This is a genomic window from Hansschlegelia quercus, from assembly GCF_004310425.1.
Taxonomy (GTDB): Bacteria; Pseudomonadota; Alphaproteobacteria; order Rhizobiales; family Methylopilaceae; genus Methylopila; species Methylopila quercus.
In genome coordinates, this window is the sequence record NZ_SIUB01000003.1 from 248,020 (window position 1) to 264,315 (window position 16,296).

At 67.3% G+C, this 16,296-nt stretch carries 14 protein-coding genes; 6 read left to right on the forward strand and 8 right to left on the reverse strand.

The genetic code is table 11. The features are described 5' to 3' along the window. Positions 1–109 precede the first annotated feature (109 nt). Entirely contained in the window at positions 110–1,105 is a 996-nt protein-coding gene (locus EYR15_RS08165) for a 2-hydroxyacid dehydrogenase (protein ID WP_131002882.1), read from the reverse strand. A gap of 174 nt (positions 1,106–1,279) precedes the next feature. Here EYR15_RS08165 and EYR15_RS08170 point away from each other — a divergent pair, with 174 nt between their 5' ends. Then, the gene (locus EYR15_RS08170) at positions 1,280–1,822 is read left to right on the forward strand and encodes an SH3 domain-containing protein (protein ID WP_205741598.1); all 543 of its coding nucleotides are present in this window, start codon (positions 1,280–1,282) and stop codon (positions 1,820–1,822) included. A gap of 252 nt (positions 1,823–2,074) precedes the next feature. On the opposite strand, the gene irrA is transcribed toward EYR15_RS08170, so the two are convergent. Beyond that, entirely contained in the window at positions 2,075–2,566 is a 492-nt protein-coding gene (gene irrA / locus EYR15_RS08175; protein ID WP_131002884.1) for an iron response transcriptional regulator IrrA, read from the reverse strand. Between the two features lie 239 nt (positions 2,567–2,805). Between irrA and fabA the strand changes: the two genes are divergently transcribed. The 4 genes from fabA (at position 2,806) to EYR15_RS08195 (ending at position 6,883) form a co-directional block, all read left to right on the forward strand. Beyond that, positions 2,806–3,330 (forward strand): 3-hydroxyacyl-[acyl-carrier-protein] dehydratase FabA, encoded by a 525-nt coding sequence (gene fabA, locus EYR15_RS08180; protein ID WP_131002885.1) that lies wholly within the window; start codon positions 2,806–2,808, stop codon positions 3,328–3,330. An 82-nt stretch (positions 3,331–3,412) separates the two neighbouring features. Then, positions 3,413–4,630 carry a beta-ketoacyl-ACP synthase I gene (fabB, locus tag EYR15_RS08185; RefSeq protein WP_131002887.1) on the forward strand — a complete coding sequence of 406 codons (1,218 nt, stop codon included), beginning with the start codon at positions 3,413–3,415 and terminating at the stop codon, positions 4,628–4,630. Positions 4,631–4,767: 137 nt separating this feature from the next. Beyond that, on the forward strand, positions 4,768–5,604 hold the full coding sequence (gene fabI, locus EYR15_RS08190; RefSeq protein WP_131002889.1) for an enoyl-ACP reductase FabI: 837 nt from the start codon (positions 4,768–4,770) through the stop codon (positions 5,602–5,604). Positions 5,605–5,620: 16 nt separating this feature from the next. Further along, complete coding sequence (locus EYR15_RS08195) at positions 5,621–6,883, forward strand: beta/alpha barrel domain-containing protein (RefSeq protein WP_131002891.1); 1,263 nt, start codon at positions 5,621–5,623, stop codon at positions 6,881–6,883. 7 nt (positions 6,884–6,890) lie between these two features. Here the strand turns inward: EYR15_RS08195 and EYR15_RS08200 are convergent, their stop codons facing one another. Both EYR15_RS08200 and EYR15_RS08205 read right to left on the reverse strand, forming a co-directional pair. Further along, the gene (locus tag EYR15_RS08200) at positions 6,891–7,889 is read right to left on the reverse strand and encodes an aldo/keto reductase (RefSeq protein ID WP_131002893.1); all 999 of its coding nucleotides are present in this window, start codon (positions 7,887–7,889) and stop codon (positions 6,891–6,893) included. A 110-nt stretch (positions 7,890–7,999) separates the two neighbouring features. Further along, complete coding sequence (locus EYR15_RS08205) at positions 8,000–9,964, reverse strand: acetoacetate--CoA ligase (protein ID WP_131002895.1); 1,965 nt, start codon at positions 9,962–9,964, stop codon at positions 8,000–8,002. Positions 9,965–10,190: 226 nt separating this feature from the next. Between EYR15_RS08205 and EYR15_RS08210 the strand changes: the two genes are divergently transcribed. Then, positions 10,191–11,855, forward strand: a complete 1,665-nt coding sequence (locus EYR15_RS08210) for an AsmA family protein (RefSeq protein ID WP_131002897.1) — start codon at positions 10,191–10,193, stop codon at positions 11,853–11,855. A 16-nt stretch (positions 11,856–11,871) separates the two neighbouring features. Here EYR15_RS08210 and EYR15_RS08215 read toward each other — a convergent pair whose 3' ends face one another. The 4 genes from EYR15_RS08215 to EYR15_RS08230 form a co-directional block, all read right to left on the reverse strand. After that, a complete protein-coding gene (locus EYR15_RS08215; protein ID WP_131002898.1) occupies positions 11,872–12,693 on the reverse strand; it encodes an ABC transporter permease in 822 nt (273 codons plus the stop codon). Beyond that, positions 12,690–13,628, reverse strand: coding sequence for an ABC transporter permease (locus EYR15_RS08220; protein ID WP_205741605.1), 939 nt, complete (start codon positions 13,626–13,628; stop codon positions 12,690–12,692). Before EYR15_RS08220 ends, EYR15_RS08215 begins: the two co-directional genes overlap by 4 nt. 46 nt (positions 13,629–13,674) lie before the next feature. After that, positions 13,675–14,844: an ABC transporter ATP-binding protein gene (locus tag EYR15_RS08225; protein WP_131002902.1), complete on the reverse strand. Its 1,170-nt coding sequence runs from the start codon at positions 14,842–14,844 to the stop codon at positions 13,675–13,677. Positions 14,845–14,990: 146 nt separating this feature from the next. Then, positions 14,991–16,097, reverse strand: coding sequence for a polyamine ABC transporter substrate-binding protein (locus EYR15_RS08230; protein ID WP_131002904.1), 1,107 nt, complete (start codon positions 16,095–16,097; stop codon positions 14,991–14,993). Positions 16,098–16,296: the final 199 nt, after the last annotated feature.

A 16,296-nucleotide genomic window follows, 5' to 3' on the forward strand; every position in this document is an offset into this window, starting at 1 on the left:
CACGGAATGTACCGTGAACAGAATAGCGTCGGAGCCTGAGAGTCAAGCGGCTCCACGTGGATGGAATGCTTACCGAAGCGGCGGTGAGGATGCGCTCGCGCCCCAGCCGTCACAGCATCGCTGGCAGGACGCGGTCCGGCGGACGGTGGCCGTCGATGAACGTCTTGATGTTGACGATGACCTTCTCGCCCATGTCGACGCGGCCCTCGATCGTGGCCGAGCCGAGATGCGGCAGCAGCACCACCTTGTTCTGGCGCGCGAGCTTCACGAGCTTGGGGTTCACGGCAGGCTCGTTCTCGAAGACGTCGAGCGCCGCGCCCGCGAGTTCCCCGGCCTCGAGCATGCGCGCCAGCGCCATCTCGTCGACGACCTCGCCGCGCGCGGTGTTCACGACATAGGCGTCGCGCTTCAGGAGCTTGAGGCGGCGGGCGGAGAGCAGGTGATAGGTCGCCGGCGTGTGCGGGCAGTTGACCGAGATGATGTCCATGCGGGCGAGCATCTGGTCGAGGCTCTCCCAGTAGGTGGCCTCGAGCTGGTCCTCGACGGTCGCCGGCAGGCGCCTGCGGTTGTGGTAGTGGATCGAGAGGCCGAACGCCTTGGCGCGGCGGGCGACGGCCTGGCCGATGCGGCCCATGCCGACGATGCCGAGCCGCTTGCCCCAGATGCGCCGGCCGAGCATCCACATCGGCGACCAGCCGGTCCAATCGTGCTCGTCTGGCACCACGCGGGCGCCCTCGGCGATGCGGCGAGGCCCTGCGAGGATCAGACCCATCGTCATGTCGGCGGTGTCCTCCGTCAGCACGCCGGGCGTGTTGGTGACGGTGACGCCGCGGTTCAGCGCGCTCTGCACGTCGATGTTGTCGACGCCGTTGCCGAAATTCGCGATCAGCTTCAGGTTCTCGCCGGCCTTGGCGAGCAGCGCCGCGTCGATGCGGTCGGTCACGGTAGGGACGAGCACGTCCGCTTCTCGCACGGCCTCGACGAGCTGTTCGGCGGTGAGGGCCACGTCTTCGTGGTTGAGACGCGCGTCGAACAGCTCGCGCATCCGCGTCTCGATCACGTCCGGAAGGCGTCGGGTCACGACGACGAGCGGGCGCTTTTTCATGGGACCGCAGACCTTTCTGGCGGATCGGGCTTTACGGTTAATCCCTCGTCAATACCGACTTGGGATTGTTGGCCTCAACGCGACCGGCGGCCCCCGCGCGGGACCTGAAGGCCGTCTCTAGCAGACGACGCCCGGAACGCAACATCGCGACGAAGGATGGAGCGCAGAGGCGCAATGGTCGGCACCTTTTTTCGCCTTTTCTGCGCGAGCCTCGCGCTTTTCACGCTGTCGCTCCCGGCCTCCGCACAGGCGGCGCTTGAAGGCGCCGCGGGAGTGATGATCGGGCCGGTCTCAGGCCTCCCGGTTCCGCGCTATGTCAGCCTGAAGGCCGGCAAGGTGTATGTGCGGGCCGGACCCACCAAGGACCACCCGGTGCTTTACATCTACCGCCGCGCCAGCGAGCCGGTGGAGGTCACCGCAGAATACGACAATTGGCGGCGGATCCGGGATTCGGAAGGCTCCGAGGGCTGGGTCTGGCACTCGCTGCTGTCCGGCCGCCGCACGGCGCTCGTCGCGCCTTGGTCGAAGGAGTCGGCGCTGCCGATCCATGTGCGCGCCGGCGCGGGCGAGCGGATGTCGGCCCGGCTGGAGCCCAAGGTGCTGGTCGAGGTCCGCAAGTGCGACGGGAACTGGTGCCGCGTCGAGGGCGACGGTTTCGACGGCTTCATCGAGCAGGAGCGGCTCTGGGGCGTCTATCCGGGCGAGCGGTTCGAGTAGGGCCGCTCGGAGAGACCGCGCAACAGGGACCTTCACCCTCCGCCGTCATCCTCCGGCTTGACCGGAGGATCCATGCTCCAGCGTAAGGCTCCACGCCCGAGATGGATGGTCCGGTCAAGCCGGACCACGACGCCTCATGGCGGATGACGGACGCCCGAATGCCTCCGCTCAGAGGGCGCCAGCGTAGAAGCCCAAACGAAAACGGCCGCCGCGTCGCCGCGACGGCCGTCTGAAATCGACTGGGGAGAAACCTCAGCCCTTCTTGCGCAGACGCACCACGACGTCGACGCGGGCGATCTCCATGCCGTCCGGGATCTCGGGAATGCGGTCCACCGAGACGCTGCGGCCGGGAATGTCGATCAGCCGGTTGTCGTCTTCCATCAGGAAGTGGTGGTGCTCGCTGACGTTGGTGTCGAACCAGGTCTTGGAGCCGTCGACCGCGAGCTCGCGGAGCAGGCCGACTTCGGTGAACTGATGCAGCGTGTTGTAGACGGTGGCGAGCGACACCGGCACGCGAGCGCGCATCGCTTCCTCGTGCAGGATTTCAGCCGTCACATGGCGATCGCCGCGGGCGTAGAGCAGCCGGCCGAGCGCGATGCGCTGACGGGTGGGACGCAGACCGGAATCGCGCAGCATGCCGCCAACGTCTCGGGCGACGCAGAGGGCCGGCCGAAGGCCGCAATCGAGGATCTTCTCCGACGCCTGAGGCGTGGAAGGCGTCACGGTGGTCGCGCTTTCGGCCATCGTCGGTCGGTCTTTCCTTAAAGCGTTTGAGGTCCCGGCTGCGCCGCGGACGAAGAAGTGTTTGAAGAGGGGAACCTCTTTGCGCTGGCGAGGATACAATTTCGCGACGCAGCGGGCAACTGTCAGCAGCCGGGGACGCTTTTCGCAGCTCCGGCTTGTGTGCTAGGAGGGCGCCCGGATTCCCGGAGCGCCAGAGATTTTCCGGCGCCGCTGATCCCGTGAGGGACGAAAAGGGGCATATGACAGAGCGTAAGTCGAGCTTCGCCTATGAGGACCTGCTGGCCTGCGGCCGGGCGGAGCTGTTCGGTCCGGGCAACGCGCAGCTGCCGCTGCCGCCGATGCTGATGTTCGACCGGATCACCGAGATCTCCGAGACCGGCGGACCAGCCGACAAGGGATTCGTGCGCGCCGAGCTCGACGTGAAGCCGGACCTCTGGTTCTTCGATTGCCACTTCAAGGGCGATCCCGTGATGCCCGGCTGCCTTGGCCTCGACGCGCTTTGGCAGATGACCGGCTTCTTCCTCGGCTGGATCGGCGGGCAGGGACGCGGCCGGGCGCTTGGCACGGGCGAGATCAAGTTCACCGGACAGGTGCTGCCGACTGTCCGCCAGGTCGTCTATGGCGTCGACTTCAAGCGCGTGGTGAAGGGCCGGCTCGTGCTCGGCATCGCCGACGGCTGGTTGAAAGCCGATGGACAAACCATCTACGAGGCCAAGGACCTGAAGGTCGGCCTGTTCAAGGATAAGGAAGCGGCGTCGGCCTGACGGCCTGATCGCCTGAGCACAGCAACCGCCCGGGCCCGCGCGACCCGCGAAAGCCCGCCAGGCGGCAATGGAGGCGTTCCAAGTGAAGCGCGTCGTCATCACCGGCATGGGAATCGTGTCGTCGATCGGTAATTCGACGCAAGAGGTGCTCGCCTCGCTGCGCGAAGCCCGCTCCGGAATCGTTCGGGCGGAGGAATACGCCAGCCACGGCTTCCGCTCCCAGGTGGAAGGCGCTCCGACGCTCGACGCCAGCGCGATCGTCGATCGTCGCGCCATGCGGTTTCACGCCGGAGGGACGGCCTGGAACCACGTCGCGATGGACCAGGCGATCCTGGATTCGGGCCTCGAAGAGAGCGACATCTCCAACGAGCGCACCGGCATCATCATGGGGTCCGGCGGTCCGTCGACCAAAACCGTCGTAGAGGCCGCCGAGATCGCTCGCGAGAAGGGGCCGAAGCGCATCGGGCCGTTCGCGGTGCCGAAGGCGATGTCTTCGACGGCGTCGGCGACGCTCGCCACCTGGTTCAAGATCAAGGGCGTGAACTACTCGATCTCCTCGGCCTGCTCGACTTCGGCGCACTGCATCGGCAACGCCGCGGAGCAGATCCAGCTCGGCAAGCAGGACGTGATGTTCGCGGGCGGCTGCGAGGAGCTCGACTGGACGCTCTCCGCGCTGTTCGACGCGATGGGCGCGATGTCGAGCAAGTTCAACGACACGCCGGCGACCGCCAGCCGCGCCTACGACAAGGACCGCGACGGCTTCGTCATCGCCGGCGGCGCAGGCGTCGTGGTGGTCGAGGAGCTCGAGCACGCCAAGGCGCGCGGCGCGAAGATCTACGCCGAGCTTACCGGCTACGGCGCGACCTCGGACGGCTACGATATGGTGGCGCCTTCCGGCGAGGGCGCGGTCCGCTGCATGAAACAGGCGCTTGCGACAGTCCGGAGCCCGATCGACTACGTCAACCCGCACGCGACCTCGACGCCGATCGGCGATCTCAGGGAGATCGAGGCGCTCAGGACCGTGTTCGGCGACAAGTGCCCGCCGATCTCGGCGACCAAGTCGCTCACCGGCCACTCGCTCGGCGCGGCCGGCGTGCAGGAGGCGATCTATTCGCTGCTGATGATGCAGAACGGCTTCATGGCGGAGAGCGCCAACATCCAGGAGCTCGATCCCGCCTTCGCCGACATGCCGATCCTGCGCGAGCGCAGGGACGACGTCACGCTGAACGCGGTGATGTCGAACTCCTTCGGCTTCGGCGGCACCAACGCCACCCTGGTGTTCGAGCGCTACGCGGGCTGAAGCTTAAACGAGCGCGTTACCTGGACGGCCGGGCGGCCGATCCGGGCGCTGTCTTCTCAAGCGCCATTTCCGGCGCGCAATCCCGGACCTCCGCTTCGCTTCGTCCGGGATGACGAAATTCACGATCGGAGTGCCCCATGGTCGCCGGACTTCTCAGCGGCAAACGCGCGCTCGTCATGGGCGTCGCGAACGACCACTCCATCGCCTGGGGCGTCGCCAAGGCGCTGTCTCAGGCCGGCGCCGAGATCGCCTTCACCTATCAGGGCGACGCGCTCGGCAGACGCGTGCGGCCGCTCGCGGAGACGCTCGGCTCCGACATCGTCATCCCTTGCGACGTCGAGGACATCGCCTCGGTCGACGCGACGTTCGCGCAGCTGAAGGAACGCTGGGGCGGGCTCGATATCCTGGTCCACTGCATCGGCTTCTCGAACAAGAACGAGCTCAAGGGCCGCTACGCCGACACCAGCCGCGAGAACTTCTCGCGCACCATGGTGATCTCGGCGTTCTCCTTCACCGAGCTCGCGAAGCGCGCGGCCGAGATGATGGGCCCGGGCGGCTCGATGGTGACGCTGACCTATGGCGGCGCGACGCGCGTCATGCCGAACTACAACGTCATGGGCGTCGCCAAGGCCGCGCTCGAGGCGAGCGTGCGCTACCTCGCCGCCGACTACGGGCCGCAGGGCATTCGCGTGAACGCGATCTCCGCCGGCCCCGTCCGCACGCTCGCCGGCGCCGGCATCGCCGACGCGCGGCTGATGTACGACTTCCAGCGCCGGCACTCGCCGCTGCGGCGCCCGGTCACCATCGAAGAGGTCGGCGGCGCGGCGCTCTATCTGCTCTCGGACCTGTCATCGGGGGTCACTGGCGAGATCCACTTCGTGGATTCCGGCTACAACATCATCTCGATGCCGAGCCCCGAGGGCCTCAAACGCTCGGTGGCCGCCGACGAGGCGGCGGAGAAGGCGGAGCGGTGAGGATGTCCTCAGCGCGATGACCGACGCTCTCGACCCGGATTTCGTCGCCCGCCGCACCGACGCCTATTTCGCGAAAACCGCCGAGATCGTCGCGGCGCAGGGCGACGTGCGCGTCACCTATGCGGTGTTCCTGCGCACGGACTGCGTGGTCGCGATCGATCGCGCGCTCGAGTTCCTGAGCGAGGTCTATCCGAAGACCGCCGCGATCCCGCTGGAGATTTCGCGTCCCGTCACCGAGGGCACGCTGCTCCATTCGGGCAAGCCGATGGCCTATCTCACGGGCTCTATGGTGGCGCTCTCCCCGATCGAGACGCTGCTGCTGCAGCGCATCGGCTTCCCGTGCGTCTCGGCCTTTAACGCCTTTACGATGTGCCTCGCGCTGCCCGAGGCCGAGTTCCTCGCCATGGAGGCGCGTCACGCCACCGGCGACGACATGCATCTTTCATGCTCCTACGGCGCGGCGGTCGGCTCGCGCACTGCGAAGCTGATGGGCGCGAAGGGCTTCATCGGAACCTCGACCGACATCGCGGCCCCGCTGTTCGAGACCGAGCACGGCCTCGGCACCATGCCGCATTCGCTGATCGGCTACGCCAAGGCGCGGATGCTGGCCGAAGGCCGCGATCCGAAGGCCGAAAGCGCGACGCTTGAGGCCGCCAAACTCTATTGCGCGCAGTTTACGGACGAGGCGAGCGTCACCGTCCTCAACGACTATGACGGCCGTGAAATCTCGGACGCGCTTGCCGTCTGCCGCTGGTTCTACGGTGCGGGCGGTCCGGCCGAACAGGGCAGACGGCTCGCCTTCCGCCTCGACACCCATGGCGGCCGGCACCTCGAAGGGCTCGATTGGGAGGAGAGCGTCCGCACACTGCTCCGCTGGACCCACCGGCACACGCCAGGCGAGGTCGCCAAGCTCGCGCTGACCGGCTTCGACTACGAAGAACTCGGCGGCATGTCGGCCGATGAGGTGCGCGACAAGTTCCTGTTCGGCACCGGCGTGACGGCGGCCGCCGCCATCTTCTTCCGCAAGGCGCTCGACGATGCGGGCTTCCGCGAGCCGCGCATCGTGGTGTCGTCGGGCTTCGACACGCTGAAGTGCCGGGTGTTCGGCAATCTGTCGGTCCCGGTCGACGTCGTCGGCACCGGCTCCTTCCTGCCGTCCCGCCTGTCGCGCACCTACGCCACCGCCGACATCGTCCGGTACGAGCTGCCGGACGGCGTCGGCGGGTGGAAGGCCTTCGACCTCGTCAAGGCGGGCCGGGAGTTCCTGAAGCTCGCGTGATCGCGCCTCAGCGGTCCAGCATCGCGAGGTTCGCCTCGGTGTAGCGCGCGCCCGTCACGGCGCCGCTCGGGATCGCGGCGCCGATCTCGGCGAGCTCTTCTTCGCTCAGGACGATGTCGGCCGCGGCGACGTTCTCCTCCAGCCGCGCGATCCGACGCGTGCCGGGGATCGGGACGATCGCGTCGTCCTGATGCAGCAGCCAGGCGAGGGCGAGTTGGGCGGCCGTCGCGTTCTTCCTGCCGGCGAGATCCTCGAGCGTGGCCACGAGCGCGAGATTGGCGTCGAAGGCCTCGCCCTGGAAGCGTGGCGAGGAGCGGCGGTAGTCGTCCTTCGGCAGGCTCGCGAGGTCGCGCACCTGCCCCGAGAGGAAGCCGCGCCCGAGCGGGCTGTAGGGCACGAAACCGATGCCGAGCTCGCGGCAGACGGGCAGCACCTCGGCTTCGGGATCGCGCGTCCATAGCGAATACTCGCTCTGCACCGCTGAAACGGGATGGACCGCGTGCGCCTTCCGGATCGTCGCGGCGCTCGCCTCCGATAGGCCGAAGGCGCGCACCTTGCCGGCCTGCACGAGTTCGGCGACGGCGCCCGCGACGTCCTCGATCGGCACGGCCGGATCGACCCGATGCTGGTAGAACAAATCGATATGGTCCACGCCGAGGCGCTTCAGCGAGGCGTCGGCGACGGCCTTCACATGGTCCGGCCGGCTGTCCAGGCCGGCGATGCGGCTGAGCCCGGTCCCCTCCTCGCCGATCCGGAAGCCGAACTTCGTGGCGATGACGACCTTGTCGCGGACGTCCTTCAGCCCCTTGCCGACGACCTTCTCGTTCTCGAACGGCCCGTAAACCTCGGCCGTGTCGAACAGCGTAACGCCGATCTCGACCGCGCGCCTCAGCGTGCGGATCGCGTCCGCCTCGTCCTGACCGCCGTCATAGACGCCGGTCATTCCCATGCAGCCGATCCCGATCGCGGAGACCTTGAGCGTCCGGCCCCATTGGCGTGTCTGCATGATCGCGTCTCCTTGCGTTGATCAAAGCACGCGGGAGATGGGCCGCGGCGGCCACCGATAAAGGGCGCATTCCCGCACGCCCCGTTTGGGCCTCGCGCAAGAAGGCGGCGCTAGTCCTGCAGCGCTTCCAGCTTCTCGAACAGCGCCAGCGCCTCCGGGTTCGCCAGCGCCTCCTTGTTCTTCACCGGCCGGCCATGCACGACCTCGCGGACAGCGAGCTCGACGATCTTGCCGGACTTGGTGCGCGGAATGTCGCTGACGGCGACGATCTTCGCCGGCACATGGCGCGGCGACGCGCCCTCGCGGATGCGGGTCTTGATGCGCCTCGTCAGATCGTCGTCGAGAGCGGCGCCGTCCTTCAGCCGGACGAACAGCACGATGCGGACGTCGCCGTCATAATCCTGGCCCACGCAGATCGCCTCGACGACCTCCTCCATCTTCTCGACCTGCGAATAGATCTCGGCCGTGCCGATCCGCACGCCGCCGGGATTGAGCGTCGCGTCCGAGCGGCCGTGGATGATCATGCCGCCATGGCTCGTCCATTCCGCGAAGTCGCCATGCACCCAGACGTTCGGGAAGCGGTCGAAATAGGCGGCGTGGTACTTCGCGCCGTCCGGATCGTTCCAGAAGCCGAGCGGCATGCTGGGAAACGGCTTTACGCAGGCGAGCTCGCCTTTGCCGCGTGCGAGCGGCTTGCCGTCGTCATCGAGCGTCGCCATGGCGTAGCCGAGGCCGGGCCCCTGGATCTCGCCGCGCCACACCGGCTCCAGCGGATTGCCGATGACGAAGCATGAGACGATATCCGTGCCGCCTGAGATCGAAGCGAGCTGGATGTCGCGCTTCACCTCTTTGTAGACCCAGTCGAAGCCGGCGTCGGCAAGCGGCGAGCCCGTCGACGCCATGGTGCGGACGCTGGAGAGGTCGTGCGTCTCTCGGGGCTTCAGCCCGACCTTGCGCACGCCGTCGATCCATTTCGCCGACGTGCCGAAGAACGTCATCTTCTCACTCTGCGCGAAGTCGAACAGCGCGGCAGGCGAGGGGTGAAACGGCGAGCCGTCGTAGAGCAGCAGCGTCGCTTCCGCGGCGAGGCCGACGACCAGCCAGTTCCACATCATCCAGCCGCAGGTGGTGAAGTAGAACACCCGGTCGCCCGGCCGGACGTCGGATTGCAGCACATGCTCCTTGAGCAGCGTCAGCAGCACGCCGCCTGCGCGGTGGATGATGCACTTCGGCACGCCGGTCGTGCCGGAGGAGAACAGAATGAACAGCGGGTGGTCGAACGGCAGGCGCTTGAAGGTCGGCGCCTTCGCCTCGAAGCCGTCGAGGAACGCGTCCAGCGTCTTCGCCTTCGGCAATGCGGCCGCGGCTTCCTCGGCGCCGTCGAGATAGGGCACGACGACGATCGCCTCGACGGTCGGCAGCTGTTCCGCGATCGGCCTCAGCTTCGGCAGGATGTCGATGCGCTTGCCGGCGTACCAATAGCCGTCGACGGTCACGAACACTTTCGGCTCGATCTGGCCGAACCGGTCCAGGACGCCGCGTTCCCCGAAATCCGGCGAGCAGGACGACCAGATCGCGCCGAGCGAGGCCGCCGCCAGCATGAAGGCGACGGTTTCCGGCCGGTTCGGCATCATGGCTGCGACGCGGTCGCCTTCGCCGACCCCCATCGCGATAAACGCCTGCTGGATGCGGGACACCAACGCGCGCAACTCGTCGAAGGACAGGCGGGCCTCGGCCTTGTCTTCGCCTCGGAAGACCAGCGCCTCCGCCGAGCCGGACTTGCGCAGCAGGTTTTCCGTGAAGTTCAGCCGCGCCTCGGGGAAGAAGCGCGCGCCGGCCATCCTGTCGCCGTCGACAAGCTTCACGCCGCCCTTCTCGCCGACGACCTTGCAGAAGTCCCAGACGAGATCCCAGAAACCGCCGATGTCCTCGACGGACCATGCGTGCAGCGCGCGATAGGTCTTGAGAGGCCGGCCCGAGCGCGCGGAGGCCCTGTCCGCGAAGGCCGCCATGGCGCTCGCGGCTGCGCGGGAGGCGGGCGGGGTCCACAGCGGCGCGTCGGCTTCCGTCGTCATGTGATGCTCCCCGGACAACAGTGGAAGCCTTTATAAGCGTTGGGCATGCGCACCGGCATTAGGCAAGTTGCAGGGGCCGGTTTGGAGCAAGGCCGTGTTGCAGCTATAAGCATGGCCCTCTTGGGCTCGGTTTTCAGGCATTTCAGGACTTTTCGGCATCGCTTCCCCCACCGCAATGCGCCGCTTGATCGCAATCGCCGCCGTCGCCCTATGCGCGGCGGCGGCGATGGCTGCTGCAAGCTTGGCCTTCCGCGTTCCGCCGGACGGCGCCGAGGCCGCTTTGCTCGACGCGGTCCGTGCGGCCACAGGCCTCGAAGTCGCGGCGAACGGGCGCGCGCAGATCGAGCTGCTGCCGACGCCGCGCATCCTCATTTCCGCCGTCAGCCTCTCCCAATCGGGCGAGCCGCCGTTCGCAGTGGTGCGCAAGGTGGTGGGCGCGCCGGAGATCGGGGCGCTGCTGGCCGGCCGGATCGTTCTCGGCGAGGTCACGCTCGACGGCGCGCAGATCGCGCTCGACCGCGCGCCGCTCGGCTCTCTGTTCGGCCCCGGCGGCGTGATGCGGGATGCGCCGGAAATCCGGCTGACCGACGCGCGGCTGAGCTTCGGCGCCGGCGTCATCGACAAGGTCGAGGCGGGTCTTTCCTGGGCAGGCGGCGGACGGCCGTTCTCGGTCTCCGGATACGGCGTCTATGAAAGTCGGCCCGTCGAACTCGCGGTGACGCTTTCCGACGCCAAGGCGCTGTCCGGCGGCGAGGCCGCGCCGATCCGCGCGCGGATCGAAGGCGGCGGGGCGCGCCTGACCTTCGACGGCACGGCGCGCGTCGACGGTGGCCCGCACTTCTCCGGCGATCTCCGGGCCCGGGCGGCGTCGCTACGCGAAACCCTTCAATGGCTCGGCCTGCCGGCGCCGCGCCGCACGTCCCCGCTGACCGGCTTCTCGCTGGCCGGCCGCGCGAGCGCCGATCGCAAGGGCGTCGCAATCGCCGACGCCGAGCTCAATCTGGAAGGCGGCAGCTTCCTTGGAGCCGGCCGCGTCTCGCTTATGCATGGTCGTCCGAGCGTCGAGGCGACGCTCGACGCCTCGCTGATCGACCTTGCGCCCTACATTGAAGGCATCGCCCCGGCAGTAAACGAAACCACCGGCTGGAGTCCCAAGCGTCTCGATCTCCGGCCGCTCGCCGGCTACGACCTCGACCTCCGGCTCTCCGCGGACGAGGTGCGGTTCGGGGCGTGGCGGCTTGGCGCGACGGCAGCGACGCTCGCAATCTCCGACGGGGCGATGGACCTGTCGGTCGGCGAGGCCGACGCCTATGGCGGGGTCGTCGGCGGCCGCTTCTCGCTCTTGCCCGAACACGGCGCGACGCGGATGCGCCTGCAGGCCGCCTCGACGGATGTCGATCTCGGCCGGGCGCTGGCCGACATCGTCGCCCAGCCATGGCTTACCGGCGCGCTGACCTCGGATTTCTCGGTCGAGGGGGTCGGCGCGTCGGCGGCCGAGATCGTCTCGACGCTCTCTGGCCGTGGATCGGCGCGCGTCGTCGGCGGCGCGCTCGAAGGGATCGGCCGCAGCAAGACGCTCGCGCTCGCGGGTCTGCGCGGCAGCATGGACGTCGATCATGCCTCGGCGAAGATGACGTTTTCGCGCGGCGTCGCCGATATCGACGACTTTGCGATCGCCGGCGAGGACGCCGCCTTCACGCTCTCCGGGGACGCCCGTCTGGTCGAGCGCGACGTTGCGCTCCGCGGTTTCGTGCGCCCTGTCGACGGAACCTGGACGCTGCCGGTGAAGGTGGTGGGCCCGCTCGACGCGCCCAAGCTGAGGCCGAACCTTACGGGCCGCGATCCCCGCGGCGAGGCGCAGCGCACGGACGCTCCGAAGAGCGGCGGCTGAGCCGGACCGCTTTCCTTCAGCGCCCGGCTGCGGCCGCGCGTTCGGCCTTCGCCCGCTCGTTCTCCGCCCGCTTGGTCGCGATCGAGGCGATGATCACGCCGGTCGTGACGATCGCGATCAGGATCGTGCAGACCGCGTTGATCTCCGGCTTCACGCCGAGACGCACGGACGAATAGATCCGCATCGGCAGGGTGGTCGCGCCGGGACCGGTGGTGAACTGCGAGATCACGAGGTCGTCGATCGACAGCGTGAAGGCGAGCATCCAGCCCGAGACGATCGCCGGCAGGATGATCGGCAGCGTGATGACGATGAAGGTCTTGAACGGCGGGCATCCGAGGTCGAGCGCCGCCTCTTCGAGGCTCTGGTCGAAAGAGATCAGCCGGGACTGCACCACGACCGCTACGAAGCACATCGAGAAAGTGATGTGCGCGAGCGCGAGCGTGAAGAAGCCGCGGTCGAGCCCGATCGCCACGAACAGCAGCAGCATCGAGAGGCCCGTGATGACCTCGGGCATCACAAGCGGCGCGTAGACCATGCCGGAGAACAGCGTGCGGCCCGGAAAGCGCCCCATGCGGACCAGCGTCACCGCGGCCAGCGTGCCGAGTACGGTCGCGACGGTGGCCGACAGGATGCCCACCCGCACCGTCACCCAGGCGGCCTCGAGAAGCTGCTCGTTGTGGAACAGCGAGACGTACCAGCGCGTCGAGAACCCGCCCCAGACGGTGACGAGCTGCGAGGCGTTGAAGGAGTAGATCACCAGCAGGACGATCGGCAGATAGAGGAACGCGAAGCCGAAGGTGAGCGCGACGAGGTTGACGGAGGACAGGCCTTTTCTCACGCCTTGCCCCCGAGTTCCTTGGCCTGAATGTTGTTGTAGATCGCGATCGGCACGACGAGCACGAGCAGCAGCAGCACGGCGATCGCCGAGGACACCGGCCAGTCGCGGTTCAGGAAGAACTCGTTGTAGAGCGTCTTGCCGATCATCAGCGTCTCGGAGCCGCCGAGCAGGTCCGGGATCACGAATTCGCCGCACGCCGGGATGAACACCAGGAAGCAGCCGGCGACGACGCCTGGCAGCGAGAGCGGCACGGTGATCTGCCAGAACGAGCGCCACGGCGGCGAGCCGAGGTCGGCCGCAGCCTCCAGCAGCGTCTCGTCGAGCTTCTCGAGGCTCGAATAGAGCGGCAGCACCATGAACGGCAGGTAGGAATAGACGATGCCGATATAGACGGCGGTCTCGGTGTTCATGATGTAAAGCGGCTCGTGGATGATCCCGGTCCACAGCAGGAACTGGTTGAGCAGCCCTTCGGGATTGAGAATGCCGATCCAGGCGTAGACGCGGATCAGCAGCGAGGTCCAGAACGGCAGGATCACCGCCATCAGCAGCGTCGGCCGGATCGACTTCGGCGCCCGCGCCATCGCGTAGGCCATGGGATAGGCGATCGCGAGCGTCAGCAGGGTCGAGATCGTCGCGATCTTGAGGCTCGACAGGTAGGACGCGACGTAGAGCTCGTCCTCGAACAGGATCTGGTAGTTCTCAAAATCGAGCCCGTTCCACCAGTCGACCACGCCCCGCCAGCCGTTGGCGAGGTCGAGCACCGGCTGGTAGGGGGGCTGCGCGATGACCGTGTCGGACAGCGAGATCTTCAGGACGATGAAGAACGGCGCGAGGAAGAGGACGAGCAGCCAGACGTAGGGAACGGCAATCAGCGCTGCGCGCTTCCAGCGGCCGCCGCCGACGTCGGCGGGGCTGGCGTCGGGCGCCTGAGCGATGGCGCGGGGGGCTTCCGGGTCGGGCGTGAGGACGTCGGTCACGCGGTCACCCCGTCAGCAGCACGCCGGCGTCCGGCGCGAACCAGACATGGACCTTGTCGTCCCAGCTGATCGGCGCGGCCTCGGTGCGCGCCATGTTGGCGCGGCTGACGCGGACGATCTTCTCCGACCCGTCGAGCTTCACGAGGAACTTCGTCCAGTCGCCGAAATAGGCGATGTCCCAGACTTCGCCTTTGAGCACGTTGGCGGCCCCCTCGGGCGGCGGCTCCAACGCGATCCGCATCTTCTCGGGGCGAACCGCGAACGCGACGTCGGCGCCGGAGGCCGGCGCCGCCTCCGAGACCGCGACCGAAATCTCCGCCGTCGGATCCTGCACGGCGAGCCGCGCCGCGCCGCCTTGAACGCTCGCGACCTTGGCCTCGAGAATGTTGATGTCGCCGATGAAATCCGCGACGTAGCGGCAGTTCGGCTGCTCGTAGATGTCGCCCGGCGTCGCGACCTGCACGAGCTTGCCGTGGTTCATCACCGCGATGCGGTCGGCGACCGTCATCGCCTCCTCCTGGTCGTGGGTCACGATCAGGAAGGTGAGGCCGAGATCCTGCTGCAGGTCCATCAGCTCGAACTGGGTCTCTTCGCGCAGCTTCTTGTCGAGCGCGCCGAGCGGCTCGTCGAGCAGCAGCACCTTCGGCTTCTTGGCGAGCGAGCGGGCGAGCGCGACGCGCTGGCGCTGGCCTCCGGAGAGTTGGTGCGGCTTGCGGGAGCCGAACCCCTCGAGCTTCACGAGCCGCAGCATCTCGGTGACCCGGGCCTCGATCTCGCTCTTGGCGTAGCTCTCCTGGCGCAGCCCGAAACCGATGTTCTGCGCCACCGTCATGTGCGGGAACAGCGCGTAGGACTGGAACATCATGTTCACCGGCCGCCGGTAGGGCGGCACGCCGGCGAGATCCTTGCCGGCAAGCGTGATGCGGCCTGAGGTCGGCGCCTCGAAGCCCGCCAGCATGCGCATCAGGGTCGTCTTGCCACAGCCGGAGGGGCCAAGCAGCGCGAAGAACTCCTTCTGATGGATGTTGATCGACACGTCGTCGACGGCGGTGAAGTCTCCGAACCGCTTCGTGACGTTCTCGAACCGGATCAGCGGGACCGCCGCAGGATCGAGCCACGGCGCGAACGAGCGCCGGATCGGGCCAAGGGCTTTCTGGGCGGGTTTTAGCGCCATGGGGAAGGCCCCGGGAGGAGAGGAAGGTGAAGGAAACGAAGGGAAGGCATTTCTAGTGCATCATTCCCGGCCGGAGATCCCGGCTCTCCGCCGTCGTTCTGGTCGGGACGACGATTCACGTCGCCCCGGCCAAGCGGTTCACGGGCTTACTTCCCGCTCTTCGCCTTCGTCCAGGCGCGGGTCAGGGCGCGCTGGGTCTTGCTGTCCTCGATCGTCGGAACGGTGAAGAGCCGCGCGAAGACCTCCGGGGTCGGGTAGATCGATGGATTGCCCTTCACGCCGTCGTCCAGGAACTCCTGGCTCTTCAGATTACCGTTGGCGTAGGAGACGAAGTTCGAGTTCTTCGCCGCGACTTCGGGCTTGAGCATGTAGTTCAGGAAGATGTGGGCCTCTTCCGGGTGTGGCGCGTCGGCGGGGATCGCCATCTCGTCGAACCAGAGCTGGGCGCCTTCCTTGGGCAGCGAATATTCGACGTTGACGCCCTTCTTGGCTTCCTCCGCACGCGTCTTGGCCTGGAAGATGTCGCCGGAATAGCCGACCGTGACGCAGATGTTCCCGTTCGCGAGCGCGTTGATGTACTCGGAGGAGTGGAACTTGGTGATGTAGGGCTTCAGTTTGGCGAGGTGGTCGGCGGCCTTCTTCACGTTCTCGACGTCGGACCAGTCCGGCGGCAGGCCGAGATAGGTCAGCACCGACGGCAGCAGATCCTCGGGGCTGTCGAGGAACATCACGCCGCAACCCTTCAGCTTCTTCAGATTGTCAGGGTTATAGACCAGCGCCCAGCTGTCGAGCGGCGCGTCGGGGAAGGCCTTCTTGACCTTGTCGACATTGTAGCCGATCCCGGTCGTGCCCCACATGTAATTAATGGAATAAGCGTTGTCCGGATCGTACTGCGCGACGCGCTTGTAGATCTCGGGCCAGGCGTTGACGAGGTTCGGCAGCTTCGACTTGTCGAGCTTCTGGAACACGCCGGCCTTGATCTGCCGGGACAGGAAGGTCGCGCTCGGCACCACAACGTCATAGCCGGTCTTGCCGGTCAGAAGCTTGGTTTCGAGAATCTCGTTGGAGTCGAAGACGTCATAGACGACCTTGATCCCGGTCTCGGCCTCGAAATCCTTGAGGATCTGGTCGTCGATATAGTCGGACCAGTTGTAGACCCGGACCTCTCTTTGAGCGGCGGCTGCGCCGCCCACCACCGCCAAGCTCAGTCCAAGCGCCGCGAGACCGGCGCTGAGCAACCGTTTCACTCTCATCCGAGACACCTAGAACGCCCCTCGACCCTGCGCGGGAGGCCAGCGATCAAAAGGCTAGCCCCGCCTTTGGCGCTGCACAACATCTTTGCGGGCCTGTTTGCAGGGCGCCGCCTCTGTGACAGTCGCGCCGCATTGATTAAGGCCCGCGGCTCGGGCAGTTTGGAGGAGAGGCGCGGGCTCGTCCCGCGCTCCGGCGGCC

What these genes read in the sequence shown, in the direction of transcription:
- EYR15_RS08195 (WP_131002891.1), top strand. Translation starts at nt 5,621, where the DNA reads ATGACCGACGCTCTCGACCCGGATTTCGTCGCCCGCCGCACCGACGCC.
- EYR15_RS08205 (WP_131002895.1), bottom strand. Translation starts at nt 9,964, where the DNA reads ATGACGACGGAAGCCGACGCGCCGCTGTGGACCCCGCCCGCCTCCCGC.
- EYR15_RS08210 (WP_131002897.1), top strand. Translation starts at nt 10,191, where the DNA reads ATGGCTGCTGCAAGCTTGGCCTTCCGCGTTCCGCCGGACGGCGCCGAG.
- fabA (WP_131002885.1), top strand. Translation starts at nt 2,806, where the DNA reads ATGACAGAGCGTAAGTCGAGCTTCGCCTATGAGGACCTGCTGGCCTGC.
- fabI (WP_131002889.1), top strand. Translation starts at nt 4,768, where the DNA reads ATGGTCGCCGGACTTCTCAGCGGCAAACGCGCGCTCGTCATGGGCGTC.
- EYR15_RS08225 (WP_131002902.1), bottom strand. Translation starts at nt 14,844, where the DNA reads ATGGCGCTAAAACCCGCCCAGAAAGCCCTTGGCCCGATCCGGCGCTCG.
- EYR15_RS08200 (WP_131002893.1), bottom strand. Translation starts at nt 7,889, where the DNA reads ATGCAGACACGCCAATGGGGCCGGACGCTCAAGGTCTCCGCGATCGGG.
- EYR15_RS08230 (WP_131002904.1), bottom strand. Translation starts at nt 16,097, where the DNA reads ATGAGAGTGAAACGGTTGCTCAGCGCCGGTCTCGCGGCGCTTGGACTG.
- irrA (WP_131002884.1), bottom strand. Translation starts at nt 2,566, where the DNA reads ATGGCCGAAAGCGCGACCACCGTGACGCCTTCCACGCCTCAGGCGTCG.
- EYR15_RS08165 (WP_131002882.1), bottom strand. Translation starts at nt 1,105, where the DNA reads ATGAAAAAGCGCCCGCTCGTCGTCGTGACCCGACGCCTTCCGGACGTG.
- EYR15_RS08170 (WP_205741598.1), top strand. Translation starts at nt 1,280, where the DNA reads ATGGTCGGCACCTTTTTTCGCCTTTTCTGCGCGAGCCTCGCGCTTTTC.